Annotated in this window: 13 protein-coding genes; 9 read left to right on the plus strand and 4 right to left on the minus strand. The window is 40.0% G+C overall.

Features of this window, described 5'->3' with window-relative positions; translation table 11 throughout:
* Positions 1 to 74 precede the first annotated feature (74 nt).
* From QNI15_RS14835 to QNI15_RS14860, 6 genes are all read left to right on the plus strand, one after another.
* Positions 75 to 2,711 (plus strand): cation-translocating P-type ATPase, encoded by a 2,637-nt coding sequence (locus tag QNI15_RS14835; protein WP_314002842.1) that lies wholly within the window; start codon positions 75 to 77, stop codon positions 2,709 to 2,711.
* Positions 2,712 to 3,213: 502 nt separating this feature from the next.
* Complete coding sequence (locus QNI15_RS14840; protein ID WP_314002840.1) at positions 3,214 to 4,479, plus strand: alpha-L-fucosidase; 1,266 nt, start codon at positions 3,214 to 3,216, stop codon at positions 4,477 to 4,479.
* Between the two features lie 179 nt (positions 4,480 to 4,658).
* Positions 4,659 to 6,740 carry a S9 family peptidase gene (locus tag QNI15_RS14845; protein WP_314032345.1) on the plus strand — a complete coding sequence of 694 codons (2,082 nt, stop codon included), beginning with the start codon at positions 4,659 to 4,661 and terminating at the stop codon, positions 6,738 to 6,740.
* Between the two features lie 527 nt (positions 6,741 to 7,267).
* The gene (locus QNI15_RS14850) at positions 7,268 to 8,710 is read left to right on the plus strand and encodes a DUF6600 domain-containing protein (RefSeq protein ID WP_314002836.1); all 1,443 of its coding nucleotides are present in this window, start codon (positions 7,268 to 7,270) and stop codon (positions 8,708 to 8,710) included.
* A gap of 199 nt (positions 8,711 to 8,909) precedes the next feature.
* The gene (locus tag QNI15_RS14855) at positions 8,910 to 10,589 is read left to right on the plus strand and encodes a GH39 family glycosyl hydrolase (RefSeq protein WP_314032346.1); all 1,680 of its coding nucleotides are present in this window, start codon (positions 8,910 to 8,912) and stop codon (positions 10,587 to 10,589) included.
* A gap of 275 nt (positions 10,590 to 10,864) precedes the next feature.
* On the plus strand, positions 10,865 to 12,283 hold the full coding sequence (locus QNI15_RS14860; RefSeq protein ID WP_314032347.1) for a glycoside hydrolase family 125 protein: 1,419 nt from the start codon (positions 10,865 to 10,867) through the stop codon (positions 12,281 to 12,283).
* Positions 12,284 to 12,336: 53 nt separating this feature from the next.
* On the opposite strand, the gene QNI15_RS14865 is transcribed toward QNI15_RS14860, so the two are convergent.
* The 3 genes from QNI15_RS14865 to QNI15_RS14875 form a co-directional block, all read right to left on the minus strand.
* Positions 12,337 to 12,927 (minus strand): LutC/YkgG family protein, encoded by a 591-nt coding sequence (locus tag QNI15_RS14865; protein ID WP_314032349.1) that lies wholly within the window; start codon positions 12,925 to 12,927, stop codon positions 12,337 to 12,339.
* A gap of 29 nt (positions 12,928 to 12,956) precedes the next feature.
* Entirely contained in the window at positions 12,957 to 14,333 is a 1,377-nt protein-coding gene (locus QNI15_RS14870) for a lactate utilization protein B (protein ID WP_314032350.1), read from the minus strand.
* Positions 14,334 to 14,394: 61 nt separating this feature from the next.
* Complete coding sequence (locus tag QNI15_RS14875; RefSeq protein ID WP_314032351.1) at positions 14,395 to 15,138, minus strand: (Fe-S)-binding protein; 744 nt, start codon at positions 15,136 to 15,138, stop codon at positions 14,395 to 14,397.
* A gap of 156 nt (positions 15,139 to 15,294) precedes the next feature.
* On the opposite strand from QNI15_RS14875, the gene QNI15_RS14880 reads away from it, so the two are divergent.
* The gene (locus QNI15_RS14880; RefSeq protein WP_314032353.1) at positions 15,295 to 16,167 is read left to right on the plus strand and encodes an AraC family transcriptional regulator; all 873 of its coding nucleotides are present in this window, start codon (positions 15,295 to 15,297) and stop codon (positions 16,165 to 16,167) included.
* Here the strand turns inward: QNI15_RS14880 and QNI15_RS14885 are convergent.
* Positions 16,160 to 16,738, minus strand: a complete 579-nt coding sequence (locus QNI15_RS14885) for an RNA polymerase sigma factor (protein WP_313978385.1) — start codon at positions 16,736 to 16,738, stop codon at positions 16,160 to 16,162. The genes QNI15_RS14880 and QNI15_RS14885 overlap by 8 nt on opposite strands.
* Before the next feature lie 153 nt (positions 16,739 to 16,891).
* Here QNI15_RS14885 and QNI15_RS14890 point away from each other — a divergent pair, with 153 nt between their 5' ends.
* Positions 16,892 to 17,848: a FecR family protein gene (locus QNI15_RS14890; RefSeq protein ID WP_314032355.1), complete on the plus strand. Its 957-nt coding sequence runs from the start codon at positions 16,892 to 16,894 to the stop codon at positions 17,846 to 17,848.
* Between the two features lie 98 nt (positions 17,849 to 17,946).
* Positions 17,947 to 21,648, plus strand: coding sequence for a SusC/RagA family TonB-linked outer membrane protein (locus QNI15_RS14895; RefSeq protein WP_314002820.1), 3,702 nt, complete (start codon positions 17,947 to 17,949; stop codon positions 21,646 to 21,648).
* Positions 21,649 to 21,668: the final 20 nt, after the last annotated feature.

The raw sequence follows: 21,668 nt of genomic DNA on the forward strand, positions 1-21,668 counted from the left end.
GTAAAAATCATTTACCTGCACAGTCGCCTCATAACTTTTTTGTAGTACTTAACCTAACTTAAAACCCGGATAAAATGGAGCAGGAATTGGAAATGCCAGTAGACACAGATATAGCTAAGGGGCTCACGGAGACAGAAGCTGCTCAGCGTCTGGAGCAATATGGCCCTAATGCTATTGAAACTCAAAAGAAAGAAAGCCTTTTTTTACTATTTATCAGGCAGTTTAAGAGCCTGATTGTAGCTATTCTTGCCTTGGCTGCTGTTGTGTCATTTTCATTTGGTGACTGGCTGGAAGGATTTGCTATTATAGGGGTATTACTTATTAATGCAATTACCGGATTTATTCTGGAATGGCAGGCTATGCGATCAATGGATGCGCTCAAGGAGTTAGATGTTACCATGGCCCGGGTAATCCGAGACGCAAATGTGAAAGAAATTCCTTCTGAAAAAGTAACTATTGGAGATGTGATCTGGCTGGAGGCCGGAGATATTGTTCCAGCAGATGCGCATGTAGTAGAAGCGAATCAGCTACAATCTGATGAATCTGCCCTGACAGGAGAGTCCTTACCTGTTGAGAAGAAACCTGGTGAACCGGACGAGAATGCACCACTTGCTGAACAGATTCATCAGTTATTTAAAGGAACTGCTGTTGTCAATGGAAATGGGAAAGCCATTGTCACAGATATTGGCGCAAAGACCGAACTTGGAAAGATTTCTCAGATGGTGGAATCTGCTACGCAGACATCTACTCCTCTGGAAAAGAAACTGGAATCTCTTACCCAAAAACTCATCTGGATTACAGCTGTGTTGGCTGTACTGTATTTTGTATTCGGATTGCTACAAGGAAAGGATCTGTTGATTCTCTTAAAGACTTCTATAGCTCTAGCTATTGCAGCTATTCCTGAGGGATTAGCTATTGTGGCTACTATCTCGTTAGCCTACGGCATGCTGCGACTGGCTAAAAAGAATGTTATCATTAAACGACTTTCCTCTGTAGAGACATTGGGAAGTGCCAATGTGGTTTTTTCTGATAAAACAGGTACTCTTACTCTGAACCAGATAGAGGTAAATACAATCTGTCTGCCAGAAGGAACGCTGGAAGTTCGGATAAATACAGAAGATAAAAAACAGGCTCTGGTGTCAGGCGATGCTGAGTTGATAAAAAATAGATCGTATCAGAAACTGGCAGAATTGTCTATGTTGTGTAACAATGCTCATATAACAGCAGACACAGCCACAGGCGATCCATTAGAAATTGCACTGTTACAATGGATAAACTTACAGAGAATTCATGCCGAAGATCTAATACAGAAGAATCGACGTATAAATGAAATTGCTTTCAGTTCGGAAACACGAATTATGGCTACTATTCACCAGAATGAAGCTGGCTATCTGGTAGCAGTCAAAGGAGCTGTTGAGGAAGTCTTGTCACGTTGTAACAATTCTTTAGATGCAGGACAGGAGAATTCACTCGATGAGGTGGGAAAGAAAAAATGGGTAGATATATCCGAACAACTGGCAGCCAAAGGACTGCGATCTATCGCTTTTGCATTTCAGCAAACCTCTACACTTCCAGCAGATGATGTCTTGTTACAGGATCTGACATGGGTAGCCATGATTGGATTTCTGGACCCACCTCGTTTAGAGGTGGTGCCTTCTCTAAAATCATGTCATGATGCAGGCATTCGTGTGATTATGGTTACTGGCGATCATCCTTCTACTGCTCAACATATCGGAGAAACCATCGGACTTACAGACGCATCTGTTAAACCAATGACTGGACGAGATATTCCTGATCTGAAGCAATTAAACGACGAAGACAAAAAACGTTTGCTGGAAACCCGAATTTTTGCCCGTGTGAGTCCTGGTCAAAAACTGGATTTGATTAGTCTTTATCAAGAGCAGGGTGATATTGTAGGTATGACTGGTGATGGTATTAACGATGCTCCTGCTCTGAAGAAAGCAGACATCGGGATTGCTATGGGATTGAGAGGTACTCAGGTAGCCAGAGAAACGGCAGATATGGTATTGAAAGATGATTCGTTTGTCTCTGTTGTGGCTGCCATTGCACAGGGACGAATTATTTTTGGCAATATCCGGAAGTTTATCATGTATCTGGTTTCCTGTAATCTTAGTGAGATTTTTGTGGTAACAGCTTCCGGCTTTTTAAGTCTGGGGTTACCGTTGACTCCTCTCCAGATTTTATTCCTTAATGTAGTGACGGATGTTTTCCCGGCATTGGCATTAGGAATAGGAAAAGGTGATTCTTCTGTTATGCGTCATCCCCCAAGAGATCCCAAGTCTCCCATCTTGTCTAAGCCACACTGGATGGCTGTAATTATTCATGCCTTGCTGATGACAGGGTCAGTTATGTTTGCCGCTTTTTATAGCGCAGAAGTGCTAGGTATCAATGCGGCTGATGATAACAACATTGTGTTTTACAGTTTGTCACTTGCACAGTTATTCCACGTATTTAACCTGGCTTCAGGTAATTCAGGTTTATTCCGGAATGAGATTACAAAGAATCGATATGTTTGGCTAGCTATTATTGTTTGTATGGGTATTCTGGCACTTACCTATTATGTGCCTGTTTTGCGGGAAGCTCTGACTATTCAGAATCTTCACCCCATAGAGTGGGTAGTAGTACTGGCGGCCAGCCTGACCCCTTTAGTACTGATACAAATTTTGAAGCGTCTACGTGTGGTATGGTAGTTCTTGTTGCCTATGCTACCTTCCAGAAGGTAGTATAGGCTACTTTGGCTTATAAAGTTACCTTAGGCTTCTCACAATTCTGCTGGTATTTGCATAACTGCGTTTTCTCTTTTTCTGGTATTCCACTATTAAATTTCTGAGCTCTGGTTCTAGGTGTGTGTAATCCAATAAACAGCATAGACCCACAAAGACATGTGCAAGCGGTAAAAGATTTAATAAAATTCCGTTTGTTCATAGTATGTAGTAAAGATCTTATTACATATAGTGCTTGGTATGAGTATTTTAAGCGCAAAAATAATACCATATTTGCTTTAAAAGAATCATCTTTTGGGTTTTACACGCTGAAGTAAGAAATTCTGTAAAAAACCTCCCGTTAAATACTTTTTGAAATTACTATTAATCCTGTACCTTCACGATAGGTAACAAACAAATAAAAAATAGGATGAAATATAGCTGTACTAAACTATTACTAATACTGTCAATAGCTTTCTGCCCTGCATTTATGAACGCACAGTCAACCTATACACCTGCTCCCGAAAATCTGGAAGCCCGCAAGTGGTTTCAGGATGCAAAATTTGGTATGTTCATTCATTGGGGATTATATAGTTTACTGAGTGACGGTGAATGGGTGATGAATACCAGAAAGATTCCAGTAAAGGATTATGAAAGACTCACAACCTTCTTTAATCCTGTTGATTTTAATCCTGCTGAATGGGTGGCATTGGCAAAAGCAGCGGGTATGAAATACATTACTATTACAAGCAAGCACCATGATGGATTTGCCTTGTATGATAGTAAAGTTTCCGATTATGACATAGTAGATCGTACACATTACAAAAAAGATATCTTAAAAATGCTGGCAGAAGAATGCCAGAAACAGGGAATTAAGTTGTTCTTCTATCATTCGCATCTGGATTGGCATCATCCGGATTACTTCCCGACAGGAATGACCGGAGCCGGACTGGGACGTCCGGAAGGTGGGGACTTCAATAAATACCTGGATTACATGGATGCTCAGTTGACAGAGCTTCTTACCAATTATGGTCCAATTGGAGGTATCTGGTTTGATGGCTGGTGGGATCAGAAGACCAAAGGCCGCGAAACCAAAATCGACTGGCGATTGGGTAAAACGTACTCCCTTATTCACAAGCTGCAGCCTGCCGCACTGATTGGGAATAATCACCATGTATTGCCTTTTGCGGGAGAAGATTTTCAGATGTTTGAAAAAGATCTGCCTGGACAGAATACTTCCGGATTTAGCGAAGATCAACAGGTTGGGCAATTACCTCTGGAGATGTGTGAAACGATGAATGGTGCCTGGGGATTTAATATCAATGACAGACATTACAAAACAACCCGTCAACTGGTTCAATTACTGGTAAACAATGCAGGGCACAATGCCAATCTGTTACTGAATATTGGCCCTATGCCCAGCGGTAAAATTCAGCCTGAGTTTATGAAAACATTACAGGAGATAGGGGAGTGGACCAAAGCTAACGGAGAAACGATTTATGGCACTAGAGGCGGACCCATACCTCCCCGTGACTGGGGTGTAACTACCCAGAAAGGAAATAAAATATATGTGCATATTCTGAACTGGAAAGATAAAACCCTGGCATTACCATCTGTAGATAAGAAGATTAAGTCTGCAATGCTGTTTTCAGATAAGTCAAAGGTTGTCTTCTCTCAAAAAGCAGATGCGTTGATCCTTACCTTGCCTAAGATAGATGAAAATGCACATGATACAATTGTTGAGCTGGAATGGTAAGAACCAGGCTAAGGAGGGTAAATAAATTACAAAATAAAAACCGCAGACAGTATCTTACTGTCTGCGGTTTTTATTTTGTAACAATGCTGTTTTATATTCTTGAATTTGTGCATTTTTAATCATTTCAGCTATATCGGTACTTCAACTTTTAATCTCTCTAACCATACACCTTACATATTATGAAGAAACACATACTCCTGTTTTTCTTTTGCTCGATCACTGTATTTGCTCAAAGGCCTGCCTTTACTCTCGAGCAGATTATGGGCACACCTTTTCCAACCGAACTTACTGCTTCTCCAACAGACAAAAAAATAGCCTGGGTACAGAATGCCAGAGGTGTGCGTAACATCTGGATGGCTCAGGCACCGGATTTTCAGGGAAAACAACTCACCTCATTTACCAAAGATGATGGCAAGGACATTTCACAATTACGCTGGAGTCCGGATGCTCGTACATTGTTATTTGTATATGGAGGAGGTACTCGTGGTAGCGAACCGCCCAATCCCAGTAGTGATCCGGCAGGACCTGAACTGGCTATTTACAAAATCAGTACAGAGGGAGGGCAACCTGTAAAGATTACAGATGGTACATATCCAACCTTGTCCCCTAAAGGAGATAGCCTGGTATTTTTACGTAAAGGGCAAATTTATATCACTACCCTTGATGGTGGAAAGGACTCCCGGCAACTGTTGAAAGTGCGAGGTAGCTCTTCCCAGTTACGCTGGTCTCCCAATGGTAACCAGCTAGCCTTTGTAAGTAATCGGGGAGATCATAGCTTCATTGGGGTGTTTGATTTGACTTCCCGTAACCTTCGTTTTTTGTCTCCAAGCATAGATACAGACAACAATCCGGTGTGGTCTCCGGATGGAAATCAGATTGCCTTTATCCGTATTCCAGCTGGAGACGATGTAATCTTTGGACCTACTCGTGAAGCCGAACCTTGGTCTATTCTGGTAGCAGATGTAGCTACAGGGAAAGGAAAAACTCTCTGGAAAGCAGATCCTGGTGTAGGAAGTGCCTACCGGGAGATTGTTTCAGACAATCAAATTTTATGGACTGCTAACAACTATATTGTTTTTCCCTGGGAAAAGGATGGATGGACACATTTGTATAGTGTATCGGCAAAGGGAGGGAATGCTATGTTATTGACCCCGGGCAATTTTGAAGTAGAATATATCTCTCTGATTACAGATAAAAATGAAATTCTGTTTAATTCTAATCAGGGTGATATTGATCGGCGTCATATATGGCGAGTAGCTCCCACTAGTAACAAACCTGTAGCTATTACACAAGGAAAAGGCATTGAGTGGCTGCCTGTGATGCTTTCAGATGGAAAGACTATAGGAGTATTGGGATCTGATGCCTTGCGTCCGGCACGGGCACTGATGGTAACCAATACAACCAGTTTTAAACCTCTAGCTTCTAATAGTCTGCCTATTGATTTTCCGGAAAAGTTATTAGTAGAACCGCAAGCAGTAACGGTTTCAGCAGTAGATGGTATGCCAATTCCTGCCCAGTTGTTTTTGCCTGCCAATATCAAAGAAGGTGAAAAACGTCCTGCTTTGATATTTTTTCATGGTGGTTCCCGCAGACAGATGTTGCTAGGCTGGAATTATGGATCCTATTATCATAATGCCTATGCCTTGAATCAGTATTTTGTTTCCCAAGGATATATTGTGTTATCGGTAAATTACAGAAGTGGAATTGGGTATGGAATGCATTTTCGTGAGGCTATCAACTATGGTGAGGCAGGAGGGACAGAGTTTAATGATGTAATGGGTGCAGGATTGTATTTACGTAGCCGACCAGATGTAGATGGAAGTAAAATCGGATTGTGGGGAGGAAGCTATGGTGGCTATCTGACAGCAATGGGACTGTCCCGTGCATCAGATTTGTTTGCAGCAGGTGTGGATATTCATGGCGTACATGACTGGAATGTAGGGATCAAAACTTTCGTACCTGATTATAATAAGCTGGAGTTTCCCGAAAAAGCACGCAAAGCTTTTGATGCATCGCCTCTGGCAACGGTAGACACATGGAAATCACCAGTGTTGGTGATTCATGGAGACGATGACCGTAACGTTGATTTTGCCGAAACTGTTGAGTTGGTTAAGGCGTTACGAAAACGTAATGTTGAGATTGAACAACTGATCTTTCCGGATGAGGTTCACAGTTTTTTACGGTATGCAAACTGGCTGGAATGTTTCAAGGCTACATCTGATTTCTTCGATAGAAAGCTGAGAAATAAGAATAATCCCTAATGTTAGATTTTACCAGACTACTTTACTCAAATGTATAGTTTATTTTACTAAAGTGGTCTGATCGGAATTCACCGCAAGAGTAATAGCTGCGGTGAATTCCGATCAAAAAAATAGTTTGCAGTGAGTTATGCGCAAAATAAAAAAATGATCGGAATTCTGTTCAAAATAAAAAATGCTGTGAATAAAACGCAATCTCTTCATTGAATGAACAAACTAGAAATACTTCATGAAAAATCTTTTGTAGTGAACTATGCGCAAGCAGGATCTTTTCTCCAATGGTGTTACAACTTCTTTCTAAATTTGGGATGAAGCCTGTACCGAAGATTTCTTTGGTTGAAAGATTGAAAATAAAGTTTTTGATATATAGGTAGTTAAGAGGTCACTATATTCGTTATAAACGCATATATGGATGAATATCAAAAGAGTTTAAAGACTCGTATAGTGTTATATAATACCTTGGCAAGGTATTTGATTTAAGTAGGATACATGATTGTTAACAACAGTCAGTCACGTTAGACGAATCGACTATGAAAACTTTGAAACAATTTCGGGTTTGGGTTATACTGGCAACTTTGGTTGCTATCTTTTCAGGTACTGAAAAAGCATCTGCGCAAGTAAATGTGAGTGTTTCATTTCAGACCTTCTATGATCAGTTGTCGCCTTATGGCTACTGGATGAACACTCCTAACTATGGGTATGTTTGGCAACCTAATGTAGCAACCGATTTTCAGCCCTATGGAACCAATGGCTACTGGATAGTGACTGAATATGGAAATACCTGGGTATCTGATTACGATTGGGGATGGGCTCCTTTCCACTATGGTCGCTGGTATTTTGATAACTATTATGGATGGCTCTGGATACCTGATACCGAGTGGGGACCTGCCTGGGTGTCGTGGCGTTCCGGTGATGGATATTATGGTTGGGCTCCTATGGGACCTGGTGTCAATGTTTCTGTGTCAATACCTGTTTCTGCCTGGATATTTGTGCCTAACGTGTATATTACTAATCGCAGATTCTATGATTATTGTATCCCAAGAACCCGTGTCGTTCATGTTTATAACCATACAACAGTAATTAATAACTATTATGTTTATAATAATCGCCGCTATGCTTCCGGTCCGTCTGTAAGAGATATCGAACGTCATTCACGTAGTCGGGTAGAAGTGTATCGTGTCCAACATGAAGACAGACCAGGGCGGTCAATGGTTTCTAATGGATCTGTGCGGGTGTATCGTCCTAGTGTATCTGAACGAAGAGATAATGTGCGTGGACCAGTAAATACAGGACCTGGTCGTCGGGTAGATGCAACGCCTGATGTACGTAACCGTAGAGAGGATTGGGGAAGTTCTGGCAGACAGGATCATAATCGGGTGACTACTCAACCTCAGAATCGTTCGTCTGAGAGAATGGGACCTCCTAACGATAATCGAGGTAATGATGGATTCAGACAGCCTTCAGAACCACAAAATTCTCCCAGATCCAGAGAACCGCGTTCATCAATGGAACCAGGTAGACGTGAGGAGAATCGCCAGCCATCCTTTGACAATGACCGCCAACCCTCATTTGATAACAATCGCCAGCCGGATTGGGGTGGCCGTAACTCTGCAAGTGAAGGCAGAACTACCCAGCCGCAACGGGAACAGCCTCAGCAGAGAGAGTCATCACAACCATGGGGACAGCCTCAACAGAGAGAACAACCTCGTCAACGGGAACAACCTCAGTTTAGCCAACCCTCAGGAGCTGTTGGTGAACGACGTCAGTCCGAACCACAACGTACACAATGGGAGCAGCCTCAACGGGTAGAAAGATCACAACCTTCACAGGCACAGCGGCAGGAACGGGTAGAAAGTCATCCTCGGGAATCACAAAGATCATTCGAGCAAAGTTCTCAGCCGTCACAACGATCTTCGGGACAGGGATCTGCTCAACCCTCACAAGGAGGACGTCCATCGCGGCAGCCTCGTTAATTAAGATGTATTTCATGACAATCCCTGTGTTTTGCAACACAGGGATTTTTTATTTGTAATCCTGTCTGTACAGGATGGTTTACTTTTAGTTATTTAATAGCTATGCTGCTAAATCATTCTTAGATTCATTTTTCTCTTAAAAATTTACTATTTTGAGTGATCTACTTTTGAAACAACATTTTATACTACTACAATCAAGATGAAATATATTTTTAGCCTTCTGATTATTTGTCTCTTATCACATAACTACCTACTTGCACAGAGTAAAACACATTCGCCTGTAAAGATTGACATTGATTTGTCAAAAGAGATTGCACCTATGAAACCCATATGGGCTTGGTTTGGCTATGATGAACCCAATTATACCTATATGAAGGATGGTAAAAAGCTGCTTACTGAAATTGCTGACTTTAGCAAGCCTGTGCCAGTCTTTGTGCGAGCACATAATCTGTTGACGACAGGAGATGGGACTGCTGCTTTAAAGTGGGGTTCCACCAATGCCTATACAGAAGATTCCAGCGGTAATCCTGTTTATAACTGGACTGTAGTAGATAGCATTTTTGATGTATATATCAAAAGAGGTATGAAACCTCTGGCACAGATCGGCTTTATGCCAGAAGCATTATCTGTTAAACCACAGCCTTACAGACACACCTGGCAGCCAGGACAACCTTATTCGGGCATTTTTACAGGGTGGGCATATCCTCCCAAAGACTATAAAAAATGGGGTGAGTTAGTCTATCAATGGGTAACACATTGCGTGAAACGATATGGTAAAAAAGAAGTCGAAAGCTGGTATTGGGAAGTCTGGAATGAACCAGATATTTCGTACTGGAAAGGGACACAGCAAGAGTTCTTTAAATTATACGATTTCGCTGCAGATGGCGTAAAACGTGCTTTGCCTAACGCCAGAGTAGGAGGATGTGATGCGACCGGTGGGGCTATGAAGTTTCTGGATGCCTTTCTCCGGCACTGCCTGAGAGATACTAACTATGCTACTGGGAAAATAGGTGCTCCACTGGATGTTATCCTGTTTCATGCCAAAGGCGCTCCCCGTGTGATAGACGGACAGGTAGTAATGAAGATAGGAAGCCAGCTAAAAAATATAAATGATCATTTTAATGTAATTCGAGCCTATCCTGAACTAAAAAATATACCTGTAGTAATAGGCGAATCTGATCCGGAGGGTTGTGCTGCCTGTGGGATGTCTACCAACCCGGAAAATGCCTACCGGAATGGGACAATGTATTCCAGTTATACAGCAGCTTCATTTGCCCGTAAATATGCTTTGATGGATTCTCTGAATGTAAATCTGATGGGAGCTGTATCCTGGTCTTTCGAGTTTGAAAACCAACCCTGGTTTGCCGGATTTCGTGATCTGGCTACCAATGGAGTTGATAAGCCTGTCCTGAATGTGTTTCGTATGTTTGCCATGATGAAAGGCCGTCGGGTAGAGGTGAAGAGCAATCGGATGTATGGAGTGCGTACCATAGTGGATTCCAGTATCCGAAACCAAACGGATATCGGAGCTATTGCTGCCAAGGATAGTCGTTCTGCTTCGGTTATGGTTTGGAACTACCATGACCGGGATGAACAAGGCGTGGCAGAAGAAATAACTATACAAGTAAAAGGTGTTCCTTCCAGTAAAGTTACGCTAAAACACTACCGGATAGATAATGAGCATAGTAATTCCTATGAAGTATGGAAGAAAATGGGCTCTCCTCAAAGTCCCAATACTGCTCAGATTGCCACATTGGAGAAAGCCGGACAATTGCAGTTGTTAAAAGAGCCTGAGACAAAGAAGATTCAGAATGGTAATCTTTCTGTGCCCATAACATTACCCAGACAAGGAGTGTCATTTCTTTTTCTTTCCTGGTAGAATTTATATTCTCTGATAGAACCAGATTTCATATGTTTTCGCATGTCAGAGCCAAAAGAATATCAAGCGGAGCTATACTTTGTAGTAAATAGTCTCCGGTTTTACTTTCGATACTATACTATTAAGAAGAAAGAGATTCGTAAAAAAATAAATAAATGTAGCCAGGAATCTAAATATTTTTTTAATTGGCACTGTTAATGCGGGTATATGAATAGTTAGTATACCCATTGTGTGGATACAATCTCATCTCTCATCTATTTCAGATTTATTGATTCATGAACAGAAGGAATTTTGCTAAGCAGGCAGTAATGGCCTCCGGTGGATTTTTACTTGCAAATAAGTTTACCTATGCTGCAGGAGCGGCTTTTCTGGAAGTACGTGTTCCGGAAGCCCAGCGGAAATTTCGTAGTACAGCTGTAGAAGCTGCAATTAAAAAAGTACAGAGCACCATTGGCAATAAAGAACTGGCGTGGTTGTTTGGAAATAGTTTCCCAAATACCCTTGATACCACCGTTGAATTTGAGCTAAAAGATGGAAAGCCTGATACATATGTTATTACAGGTGATATTGATGCTATGTGGTTGCGTGATTCTACTGCACAGGTATGGCCTTATCTTCCATTAATGAAAGAAGATAAAAAGCTGCAGCAACTGATTCAGGGTGTAATTAGCCGGCAGGCAACCTGTATTCTGAAAGATCCGTATGCCAATGCATTCTATAAGAATGAAAGCCAGATCAGTGAGTGGAAAGACGATGTTACAGATATGAAGCCTGGTATTCATGAACGTAAATGGGAAATTGACAGCTTGTGTTATCCTGTACGGTTAGGGTATCATTACTGGAAACAAACAGGAGATACTTCCGTTTTTACCAGTCAGTGGAAAGAAGCCGCATTATTGATCCTGAAGACCTTCCGTGAGCAACAACGCAAAGATGGCCATAGCCCTTATAAGTTTGAAAGGAAAACAGCCTGGGCTACCGATAGTGTACCATTGGGAGGATATGGTTACCCTGCAAAACCTGTTGGATTGATTTGCTCCATGTTCCGACCAAGTGATGATGCTACTATTTTCCCATATCTGATTCCGTCCAATTTCTTTGCGGTTGTGTCATTACAGCAGTTGGCAGAAATATTTAAAACTGTTTTAAAAGATACAGCCAATGCCGCTGAGTTTACAAAGCTAGCTGATGAAGTTCAGAAAGCACTGAACGAATACGCAGTGGTAACGCATCCGAAGTTTGGAAAGGTATATGCCTATGAAGTAAATGGATACGGAAGCTTTAACCTGATGGATGATGCCAACGTACCTAGTCTTCTTTCATTACCTTATCTGGGTGCTATTAAAAACACAGATCCTATCTATATCAATACACGTAAGCTACTCTTCTCAGAAGAAAATCCGTTTTTCTTTAAAGGAAAAGCAGGAGAAGGTATTGGTGGACCACACGTAGGTGTAAATATGATATGGCCATTGAGTATCATCATGCGTGGATTGACTTCTGATAATGACGCAGAAATAAAAATGTGTCTGGAAACATTACAGAAAACGCATGGCGGTACTGGATTTATTCATGAGTCTTTCCATAAGGATGATCCAACTAAATTCACCCGTAAATGGTTTGCATGGGCTAATACCATTTTTGGAGAGTTTGTCTGGAAAGTTTTCCGAGAGAAACCACAATTGTTGAGCTAAAAAAAAGCCTTCCGGATTTATCCGGAAGGCTTTTTTTATCAGAGCTATATTCTTTATAGCTGTTGTTTTTCAATCAAATAAACGGTTAGACTTCTGGGTCCATGTGCCCCAATCACCAGAGATTGTTCAATATCTGCTGTTTTGGATGGTCCGGCAATAAACACACCATATCCACCAAAATCCTGAGTGCCTATTTTCTGATAAGCTTCATACATAGTAGGTAACAGCGCATCTGCTGGTAGGTATATAACCAGATGTTGGCAGATAAAAGGTAATACTCTCTGTTTTCCGGGCAGATATTCTTCTGGAATCCAGATAGCTGCATTTTCAGCTACCCCCCATTGACCACGCATAATGGTAACAAAGACGTCCTCAAACGAATGTGGGTCTTGCTTTAACAGGTTGGTATCCGTATAATCTGCTACTTTGATAGATTCAGATAGCTGAAATTTCTGTGTAAGATGAGCCCTGGCCTCCTGTACATCCTTTGCTAAATAGATGTCTCCTCCGACATTCTTCAGAAAAGTCCCAAACTTATCTGTCAGATCTATGTCTCCCTGAGGATAGGCTTCCAGTATAGGTAAAGGCAACAGATCTGGTTTATTCTGTCTGACTTTTTTTAGGATAAGTTCTCTGCTATTCATACTTTGTCAAAAACATCTTGTGTATAAGCTCATTCACCTTTTGGTTTCTTTCTGTTTTTCAGATACCAGTCCCGAAAACTTTCTTTGGGTGGCTCTGGCATTTCGCGTTGTTTGAACCAGGGATTCAAAGAATTAGATGCCAGAGATGGTACATGTCGCAGAAACCAGCGTCCGGTGCTTCCCACAAATCGATAAATATCCGGATTGGAAAGTACTGCTGACATCAGTTTCATCCCTGTTGCCTTTGCAGTACCTGTATGTCCTTCCTGCGCCAGAATCTGACGCCATTTCCAAAGTTGATCGTGTATATCTATTTTCACTGGACAAACATTAGAACAAGAGCCACAAAGGGTACTGGCAAAAGGTAGATCGGCGTATTTACGCATATCAATGTTGGGTGCTAAAATAGAGCCTATCGGACCAGCAACAGCTGTATGATAACTATGTCCTCCACTGCGACGATACACAGGACATGTGTTAAAACAGGCTGCACAACGGATACATTTCAGCGAATTACGAAAATCTGCACGTGCAAGCTGCTCTGTGCGACCATTATCGACAAGCACAATATGCATTTCTTTACCAGGTGCCGGACGCAGAAAATGACTAGAATAGGTGGTGATTGGCTGTCCGGTAGCACTTCGGGCAAGCAGTCGAAGAAAAACGGATAAGTCAGCCTGCCTGGGAATAATCTTTTCTATCCCCATACAGGCAATATGTACATTAGCCAGGTGTGCACCCATGTCAGCGTTTCCTTCATTGGTACATACGACAATACCACCTGTTTCTGCCACGGCGAAGTTGACCCCTGTCAGCGCCAGGTCTGCTGCAATAAACTTCTCACGTAGGTGCTGGCGAGCTGCTTCTGTCAGATATTGAGGATCTTTGGCTCCTTTTTCTGTACCCAGATGTTGGTGAAAAGTTTCTCCTACATCTTCTTTCTTCAAGTGAATAGCTGGCAGAACAATATGACTGGGAGGTTCATGTCTAAGCTGTACAATGCGCTCTCCCAAATCTGTATCTATTACCTCAATGCCCTGACCGATCAGAAATTCATTCAGATGACATTCTTCGGTAAGCATGGACTTGCTTTTAACGATTTTCTGAAATCCATGTTTTTGAATAATCTGAAATACAATCTGATTGTGTTCTGCTGCATTGGCTGCCCAATGAACATGCACTCCATTGGCAAGAGCTTGTTTTTCAAATTGGACGAGGTATTGATCGAGATTGGATAATGTGTGATTTTTAATTTGGGACGCCTTTTCCCGGAGTTGTTCCCATTCCGGAATGTTATGAGCCATACGATCCCGTTTCTGGCGAACAAACCAAAGTGTATCATCATGCCAGTCTACCCGAGCTTCATCTTTGTTGAACTTTTCAGCTTCTTTGGCGTGTGTAATCATATCTAATGATTAATCTGTAATTGTATAGAAATTTGCGTCCAGAATTCTTTTACTGGAAAAGTCAGTTGGAAATACTGCTGTTCAGTATTTCTGCAATGTGAATAATCCGGATAGGGGATTGTTGTCGTTTGAGTATACCTTCCAGATGCATCAGACAGGAAGTGTCACCACCTGTAATGTATTCCACCAGGTTCTGTGCATGTTCTTCTATACGATCTTTTCCCATTTTTACAGAAACAGCCTCTTCAAATACACAGAAGGTGCCTCCAAAGCCACAACATTCATCCGGACGTTCTGCCTGTACCAAATCCAGTCCTTTTACCATAGATAATAGATGACCTGGTTTAGAGAACGAAGGTTCGTTTTGTTCAGACATAGACGACAAGTGAAGCCCACGTTGTCCGTGACAGCTGGCATGCAATCCAACCCGATGTGGAAAAGATGCTGGCAGACTGTCTATTTTTAGAATATCTGTTAGAAATTCACATAGCTCAAATATTCGTTTTCGTATCTGAATCGCCTTCTCTGGATGATCGGTATCTTTGAGATGTTCTTTAATATGAAGGACACAACTTCCTGAAGGAGCCACAATGTAGTCAAACTCAGAAAAGTTTGAGACAAAATTTGCATCACAACCTTTGGTGAGATTCGAATAACCCGAATTCGCCATAGGTTGGCCACAACACGTTTGATTAAGAGGAAATGCGACATCACAGCCCAGTTTTTCCAATAGTTCCAGTGTCGCAATGCCAACATTGGGATAAAACTGGTCAATATAACAAGGTATAAACAAGCCTACTTTCATAAAAAGACAGGTGTAGTTTTAAAATAGGGTATAAAACGATACTGTAAAGTAGCATCTTTTTCTATAAGGAAAGTTCGTTTGGATTGGCTATTTTTACAACTATTTTGACATAATTTAAAGTGTTTTGAGAGACAATCAGGTTAATTCATTTTGTGTATGAAACCGTTATTAGTAAAACTTCAGTTATCGCCTGATCATTCCTTCAGTGTCCGAACCAGTGTAGTGTTACAAACCTATAACCGATGGCATTTTCATCCTGAAGTTGAACTCGTATATATTGAGAAGGGTAGAGGAATGATTTTTCTGGGAGATAAGATTCAGTCATTTCAGGCAGGTGATAGTATACTAATAGGAAAAAATGTACCTCATTATTGGCTATGTGACAAATCTGATGAGAATGAACAGGCTAAAGCGCTGGTTGTTCATTTTCTGGAAGATTTCTGGGGGGCTTCTTTTTTGGAACTACCCGAAAATCGATTGCTGAAAGAGTTGTTTGCAAAAGCTGGAAGAGGCATGCAATTAACTACAAAAGAGTCTGATACCTTTGTGTCTTATTTGTTTCAGTTAACAGAGGCCAAAGAGGGTGAACGATTGCTGTTTCTTTTGCAGGTATTATATAAGATAGCTGTTTCTAAAAACTTTCAACTGATCTCTTCTACAGGCTATACACTGGCATTAAGTGAAGATGAGACAGACCGTCTGAATCGGGTGCTGGTGTATTCCACTACCTATTTTAAACAAAAAATTTCTTTGGAGGAAGTAGCGGCTTTGGCACATATTAGTCCCCATGCATTCTGCAGATATTTTAAAGCCAGAACCCGTAAAACCTATTCACAGTTTTTACTCGAACTTAGGGTAGGACATGCCTGTAAACTATTGGCAGAAGCAAAATTGAGTGTGGCGCAAGTGTGTTTTGAAAGTGGTTTTAATACATTTGCTAATTTTAATAAATACTTCAAACGCATTACCGGAGTAAGCCCGCTCCATTATCAGAAGGCACATACTCAACTACAGTATTTGTCTAAATAACTAGTAAGGTTGCAAGCAGAAACAATAATTCTGAGAGTCTTAACCGAAGATGTTTTAGTGCTTTGGTAAGATGATATTCAACTGTTTTTACAGAAACCTGCATTTCATCAGCTATTTCAGGAATGGTAAATCCATTAAATCGGCTTAGCTGAAATACCTGGCGGGTTGTTTCCGGAAGCACATTGATTTCTGTATGTACTAATTCATCCAGTTCAGTGTAGATTACTTCCTGTTCTGTAAAGTTGATAGCATTAGGTTGTTGCACAGATACAAACAGTTCATATTTGGATCGTACATTTTGCTTATCAAAGTGATCATATATCTTGTTACGGACAGCCCGTAACAGATAACCCTGAAGATTTGTATGAATAGTTACTGTTGACCTGTTAACCCAAAGGCTAACAAATACCTCCTGCACAATTTCCTGTGCTGTTTCGCGAATACGGGTATGATTGTAGGCAGCGGAGAAAAGCTTAGGCCAATACTTTTGATATATCTGCTCAAATCCTTTTTCGTCGCCATTCTGTAAGGCTATAATCCAGTCTTCCTCTTCTCTGTAGGATTGATTCATAGACAAAATAAACGTGAACCTTTTATGAAGCTAGGCTCAAATATATAAAAAAAAAACTGTTTTCTGTTTTTTGAAAAAAAAGATAGAAAATTATGCTTTGGGCTTTAGGGTAAATTTAAAGTTGTCCTACTTACATACATAACCTAATATTCGATGGAACCATTACAATTAACAGAACTCATAAGAAAGGTAAGAGCCGGGACCGCAACTGTTGCAGAAAAAGACTTACTGGAAGCACATTGGAATCAGTCAGTAGAGGATCAGGAGTTTTTAACAGGTCTTTCAGAAACAGAATATTCAGGTTTAGGTAATACCATGTATCAGAATATTCTACAGACCATAAAAACAAAGGAAGATATAGCTGCTGGAGAAGAGGCGAAAGTGATCCCATTATCTTCTAATCGCTGGATCTGGGCAGCAGCAATTGTTATATTACTTGTTTCTGTGATGAGTATATGGATATATACTAAGAATTCTCTTCAGATTGAAGAAACTGCTTTTGGGAATCGTAGAGAAATAGTGTTACCAGATCAGTCCGTAGTTGTATTAAATGGAAACTCTTCAATCCGCTATGCAACTGATTGGAATCCTGAGCAGAACCGGGAAGTATGGATTGAAGGGGAGGCCTATTTTTCAGTGAAGCATACAAAGAATCATCAAAAGTTTATAGTTCATACACCTGATAAGCTTCTGATAGAGGTTTTAGGAACAAAGTTTAATGTGAGTAATCGCAGGGGGATCACAAATGTGGTATTACAGGAAGGTAAAGTAAAAGTGTCTGATACGGAGTCGACATATGTAATGAAGCCAGGCGAAATGGTTAGTTATTCTGCCACTCGTCCTTTATTGACACCTCAAAATACCAATCCTAGAGCAGCTACTTCCTGGAAAGATAATCTTTTACTTTATCAGGATGAGTCATTGGATTCTATTGCAAACCAGCTTCATGATAGTTATGGTATTGAAGTTGAGTTTCGTGATACTTCTTTAAAGAAAGAGTTGTTTACAGGGTCGGTTCCAGCAGATTCAGTAGATCAATTGTTTGAAAAATTTGAAAAATTATATCAAACGAAAATAACCAAACAAGATAACCACTATATAATCTATTAAAGAAAAAGCTGTCTTGCATTTGCAGTTAGTACCAGTAACTACAGAGCATAGACAGCTGAAATTAGTTTATTTTAATTCACCCCCAAATTGCAATTTTCATGAGGAAAAACCTACTCCGGCTCCGAACATTTGTTTATGGGTCGTTCTTTGTCGGGTCTGCACTGCCTATGTTTGGGCAAGTTCAGCCTATTGCATTAGCCTCCGTACAAAGTGCACACCGATTCTCACAGCAAAATCAGTCCCAGGATCTTGTAGATGTATTAAAAGAACTATCTAAGGATTATGGTGTTATTTTTGATTACAATCCTAAAGTACTAAAAGGAAAGTCAGTATCTCTTGATAAAAAGGAAAGTCAGTCCAGAGACTTGGACCAGATACTGAATGGCCTGTTAACTCCACATAAACTTACATTTGAAAAGAATAACAACCATTCTTATATAATTTATCTTAAGAAAGAAAAAACACAAACTGACGCTTCCGGAAAAGGAAATGATAATTTGCCATATAATAGTATGGCGAACATGGGATTTGTCAATAGCTCTGCCCTTGCAGGCCCTGTTAACTCTATTAGTTCTGTTGTCGCTTTTGAAATAAAAGGTCAGATAAAAGATGATAAGGGTGAGGGATTGCCAGGTGTTAGTGTTTCATTAAAAGGAACTACTAATGGAACTATAACAGATTCGGAAGGAAAGTATGCTATCATTATACCTGAAGGCACAGGCACACTTGTATTTTCATTCGTAGGGTATGTAACAGAAGAAGTACCAGTTAATAATCAAAATACTATTAATGTTACTCTACTTCCAGACATTATGTCTTTGAATGAAGTTGTTGTAACAGCAATGGGTATTAAAAAAGAAGAAAAAGCATTAGGGTATGCTGTAAGTACTGTCACTGCTGAACAAATTACCAAAAGTGGTAACACCAACTTTGCTTCTGCATTATATGGGAAAGCTGCTGGTGTGAAAATTACAACAGCACCTGGTGGTTCTGGTAGTGCAGTAAACGTTCAGATTCGTGGGATTAACTCATTAAACAATAACAAACAGCCGATTTATGTGGTTGATGGGGTTATTATCCGAAATGATGAACAATATGGGACTGCTGGAGCCAATAATAATAACTATGACTCCGACCAACGTATTCGAGGTAATGGTGTTCTGGATATTAATCCGTCTGATATAGAGAGTTTATCTGTTTTGAAGGGGGCTAGTGCTACAGCTTTATATGGTTCTGATGCTTCAAGTGGTGTTATTGTAATTACAACTAAGAAAGGAGCAAAAGGAAAGGGCTTAGGTGTAGATGTAAACTATACAGGAACTCTTGAGAGAGTAGCGTTTCTTCCTAAGTTTCAAAATACATATGGACCTGGATATGATAGAGAAACTAATATGCAAAATGGTGCTACTGCAGAAGGTTGGATAAAAGATGGAGATCCAACTGTAAATGGAGGATTACGCCCTTATTTCAGATCCTATGCGAATTTTGGTCCTAAGATGGATGGACGGCAAGTATCTTGGTGGGATGGTTCTACTCGTGCATTTTCTGCTGAACCGAATAATTACAGAGATGTTTTTGACAAGGGGTATAGCTCTAACTTAAATATTGGCTTATCAAATCAAACAGATAAAATTAGTTATCGTTTGTCTGCTACCAGGCTCGATTATAAAAGTACAAACCCAGGTAGTAAACAACAGAAAACTACATTTAATTTGAATAGTACTGCTAAACTAAATAATAATGTAAGTGTGGATGTAGTAGTAAGTTATATTAATACGCTTACTCACAATCGTGCATATCAATTGGGTCGAGTATTAGGATCATTTGATGGTTTCTTTAGTCGTGCAGAGGATATGTCTCTATTAAGAGACAAGTATCAGACATCACAAGGTTACAAATATGTAAGATATAATGTTAACCAGCCTGAAGCTTTCCGATATAATATTAGACCTACTGGTTTGTTGGACTTTTATTGGAATCAGTTAAGAAATAGCTACGATGAGACTGAGAATCGTTTGATTACCAGTGGTACCTTAAATTGGAAAATTATAAATCATTTGAACTTTAGGGGCCGGATTGGAAATGATTATACAGGATTGGGAATTGAAAACAAAGAATACAATCAGTATGCTACTGCTTATAATACCACTAGTTCCAGTACTGGCGCTTACGGTACTTCAAAAGGGCAATATGCTGTTATATACGGTGATGCTTTACTGACATATAATAATAAATTAGGATCTGATCTGGATTATTCTGTAAGTGGTGGTTTTCAAGGACGCTCAGAACACTATAAGGATCAAGAGTCAACTACAACTGCTGGGCTAGTTACTGAAAACTGGTTTAGTTTGAATAATTCTTACGGAATCCTGAACACAAAAGTTGTTCGCAAAGAGATGTTGAAATATGCGTACTTAGGTATATTAAATCTAAGTTATAAGAACTTTTTGTTTCTGGAAGGGACTGCTCGTCAGGAATATACCTCTACACTTCCAGTAAATAATAACCAATATTTCTACTGGTCAACCAATGGTAGTTTTGTCTTCACAGATGTGTTAGAACTACCAACAGCACTAAGTTATGGTAAACTAAGAGCATCTTATGGGGTGGTAGGTAACGGTGCAGGAATATATAAATCTAATATTTTATATAATCAGAGCTCATTACAAACAATCAATGGATCTGTACCTAAACAAACTACTAATTCGGCATATGGTAATTCATTACTAGAACCGGAGAAGAAATATGAAACTGAACTAGGTCTAGAGACTCGCTTTTTGAATAATAAATTTGGTGTTGATGTTACTTACTATACAAATGTAATTAAAAATCAGATTCTGGATCTAAATACATCTCCATCAAATGGAGCGAATAGTCAAATCGTTAATATCGGAGAGATTGGCAATCGCGGAGTTGAAATTGCATTTAATGCAACACCTATATCTGGTTCTTTAAGATGGGATACACGAATCAACTATGCATTTAATAGATCTAGAGTTATTTCTCTGACAAATAATATCTCAGAAATTAATTTTACTGAAAATCCGATTGAAGCCGGATCAATAAAGATAGTTGCAAATGTTGGTGAAACGCTAGGCAATATTTATACATATGAGCGAGCAAAAAATGAAAATGGCGATTATATCATTAATAATGATGGACTATATGTAATAGATAAAACCAAATTTGTTAAGGTAGGTAATATTATGCCAAAAGCAATTGGTGGTTTCTCAAATACAATATCATATAAAAATTTATCTCTTGACTTTACTATTGATTATCGTTTTGGCGGACAGATGATTTCGGCTCCTACAAAGTATGGGATGGCTGCTGGACAATATAAAAATACGCTTCAATACAGAGATGCTGAACATGGAGGATTAACATATACTGATCCTATAGATGGGCAAGTTCATGATGATGGTGTATTATTGGAAGGGGTTAATGAAGCTACAGGAGAGCCTAACACAAAAGTAATCAGTGCCGCTACTTATTATTTTAATACATTTAATTGGGGCAGTGATACATGGAATTCCAAAGGTGCTATATACGATAATAGTTATATTAAGATGCGAGAAATTACATTGGCATATAAAATTCCTTCCAGAATTTCTGATCGACTGCATCTAAATAATCTCCGTATTTCATTAGTCGGACGTAATCTATTCTATATCTGGAGAACATTAGAAAATGTTGATCCTGAAGCACCGCTAGGCAATAAATGGTGGTCTCAAGGATTAGATGTGGGTTCTTCAGCTCCTACACGCAGTTTTGGATTTTCACTGAATGCCTCTTTTTAATGTAAAGAACTTATTAAGAA

Origin of the sequence: Xanthocytophaga flava, assembly GCF_030068545.1 — a bacterium.
Taxonomy (GTDB): Bacteria; Bacteroidota; Bacteroidia; order Cytophagales; family 172606-1; genus Xanthocytophaga; species Xanthocytophaga flava.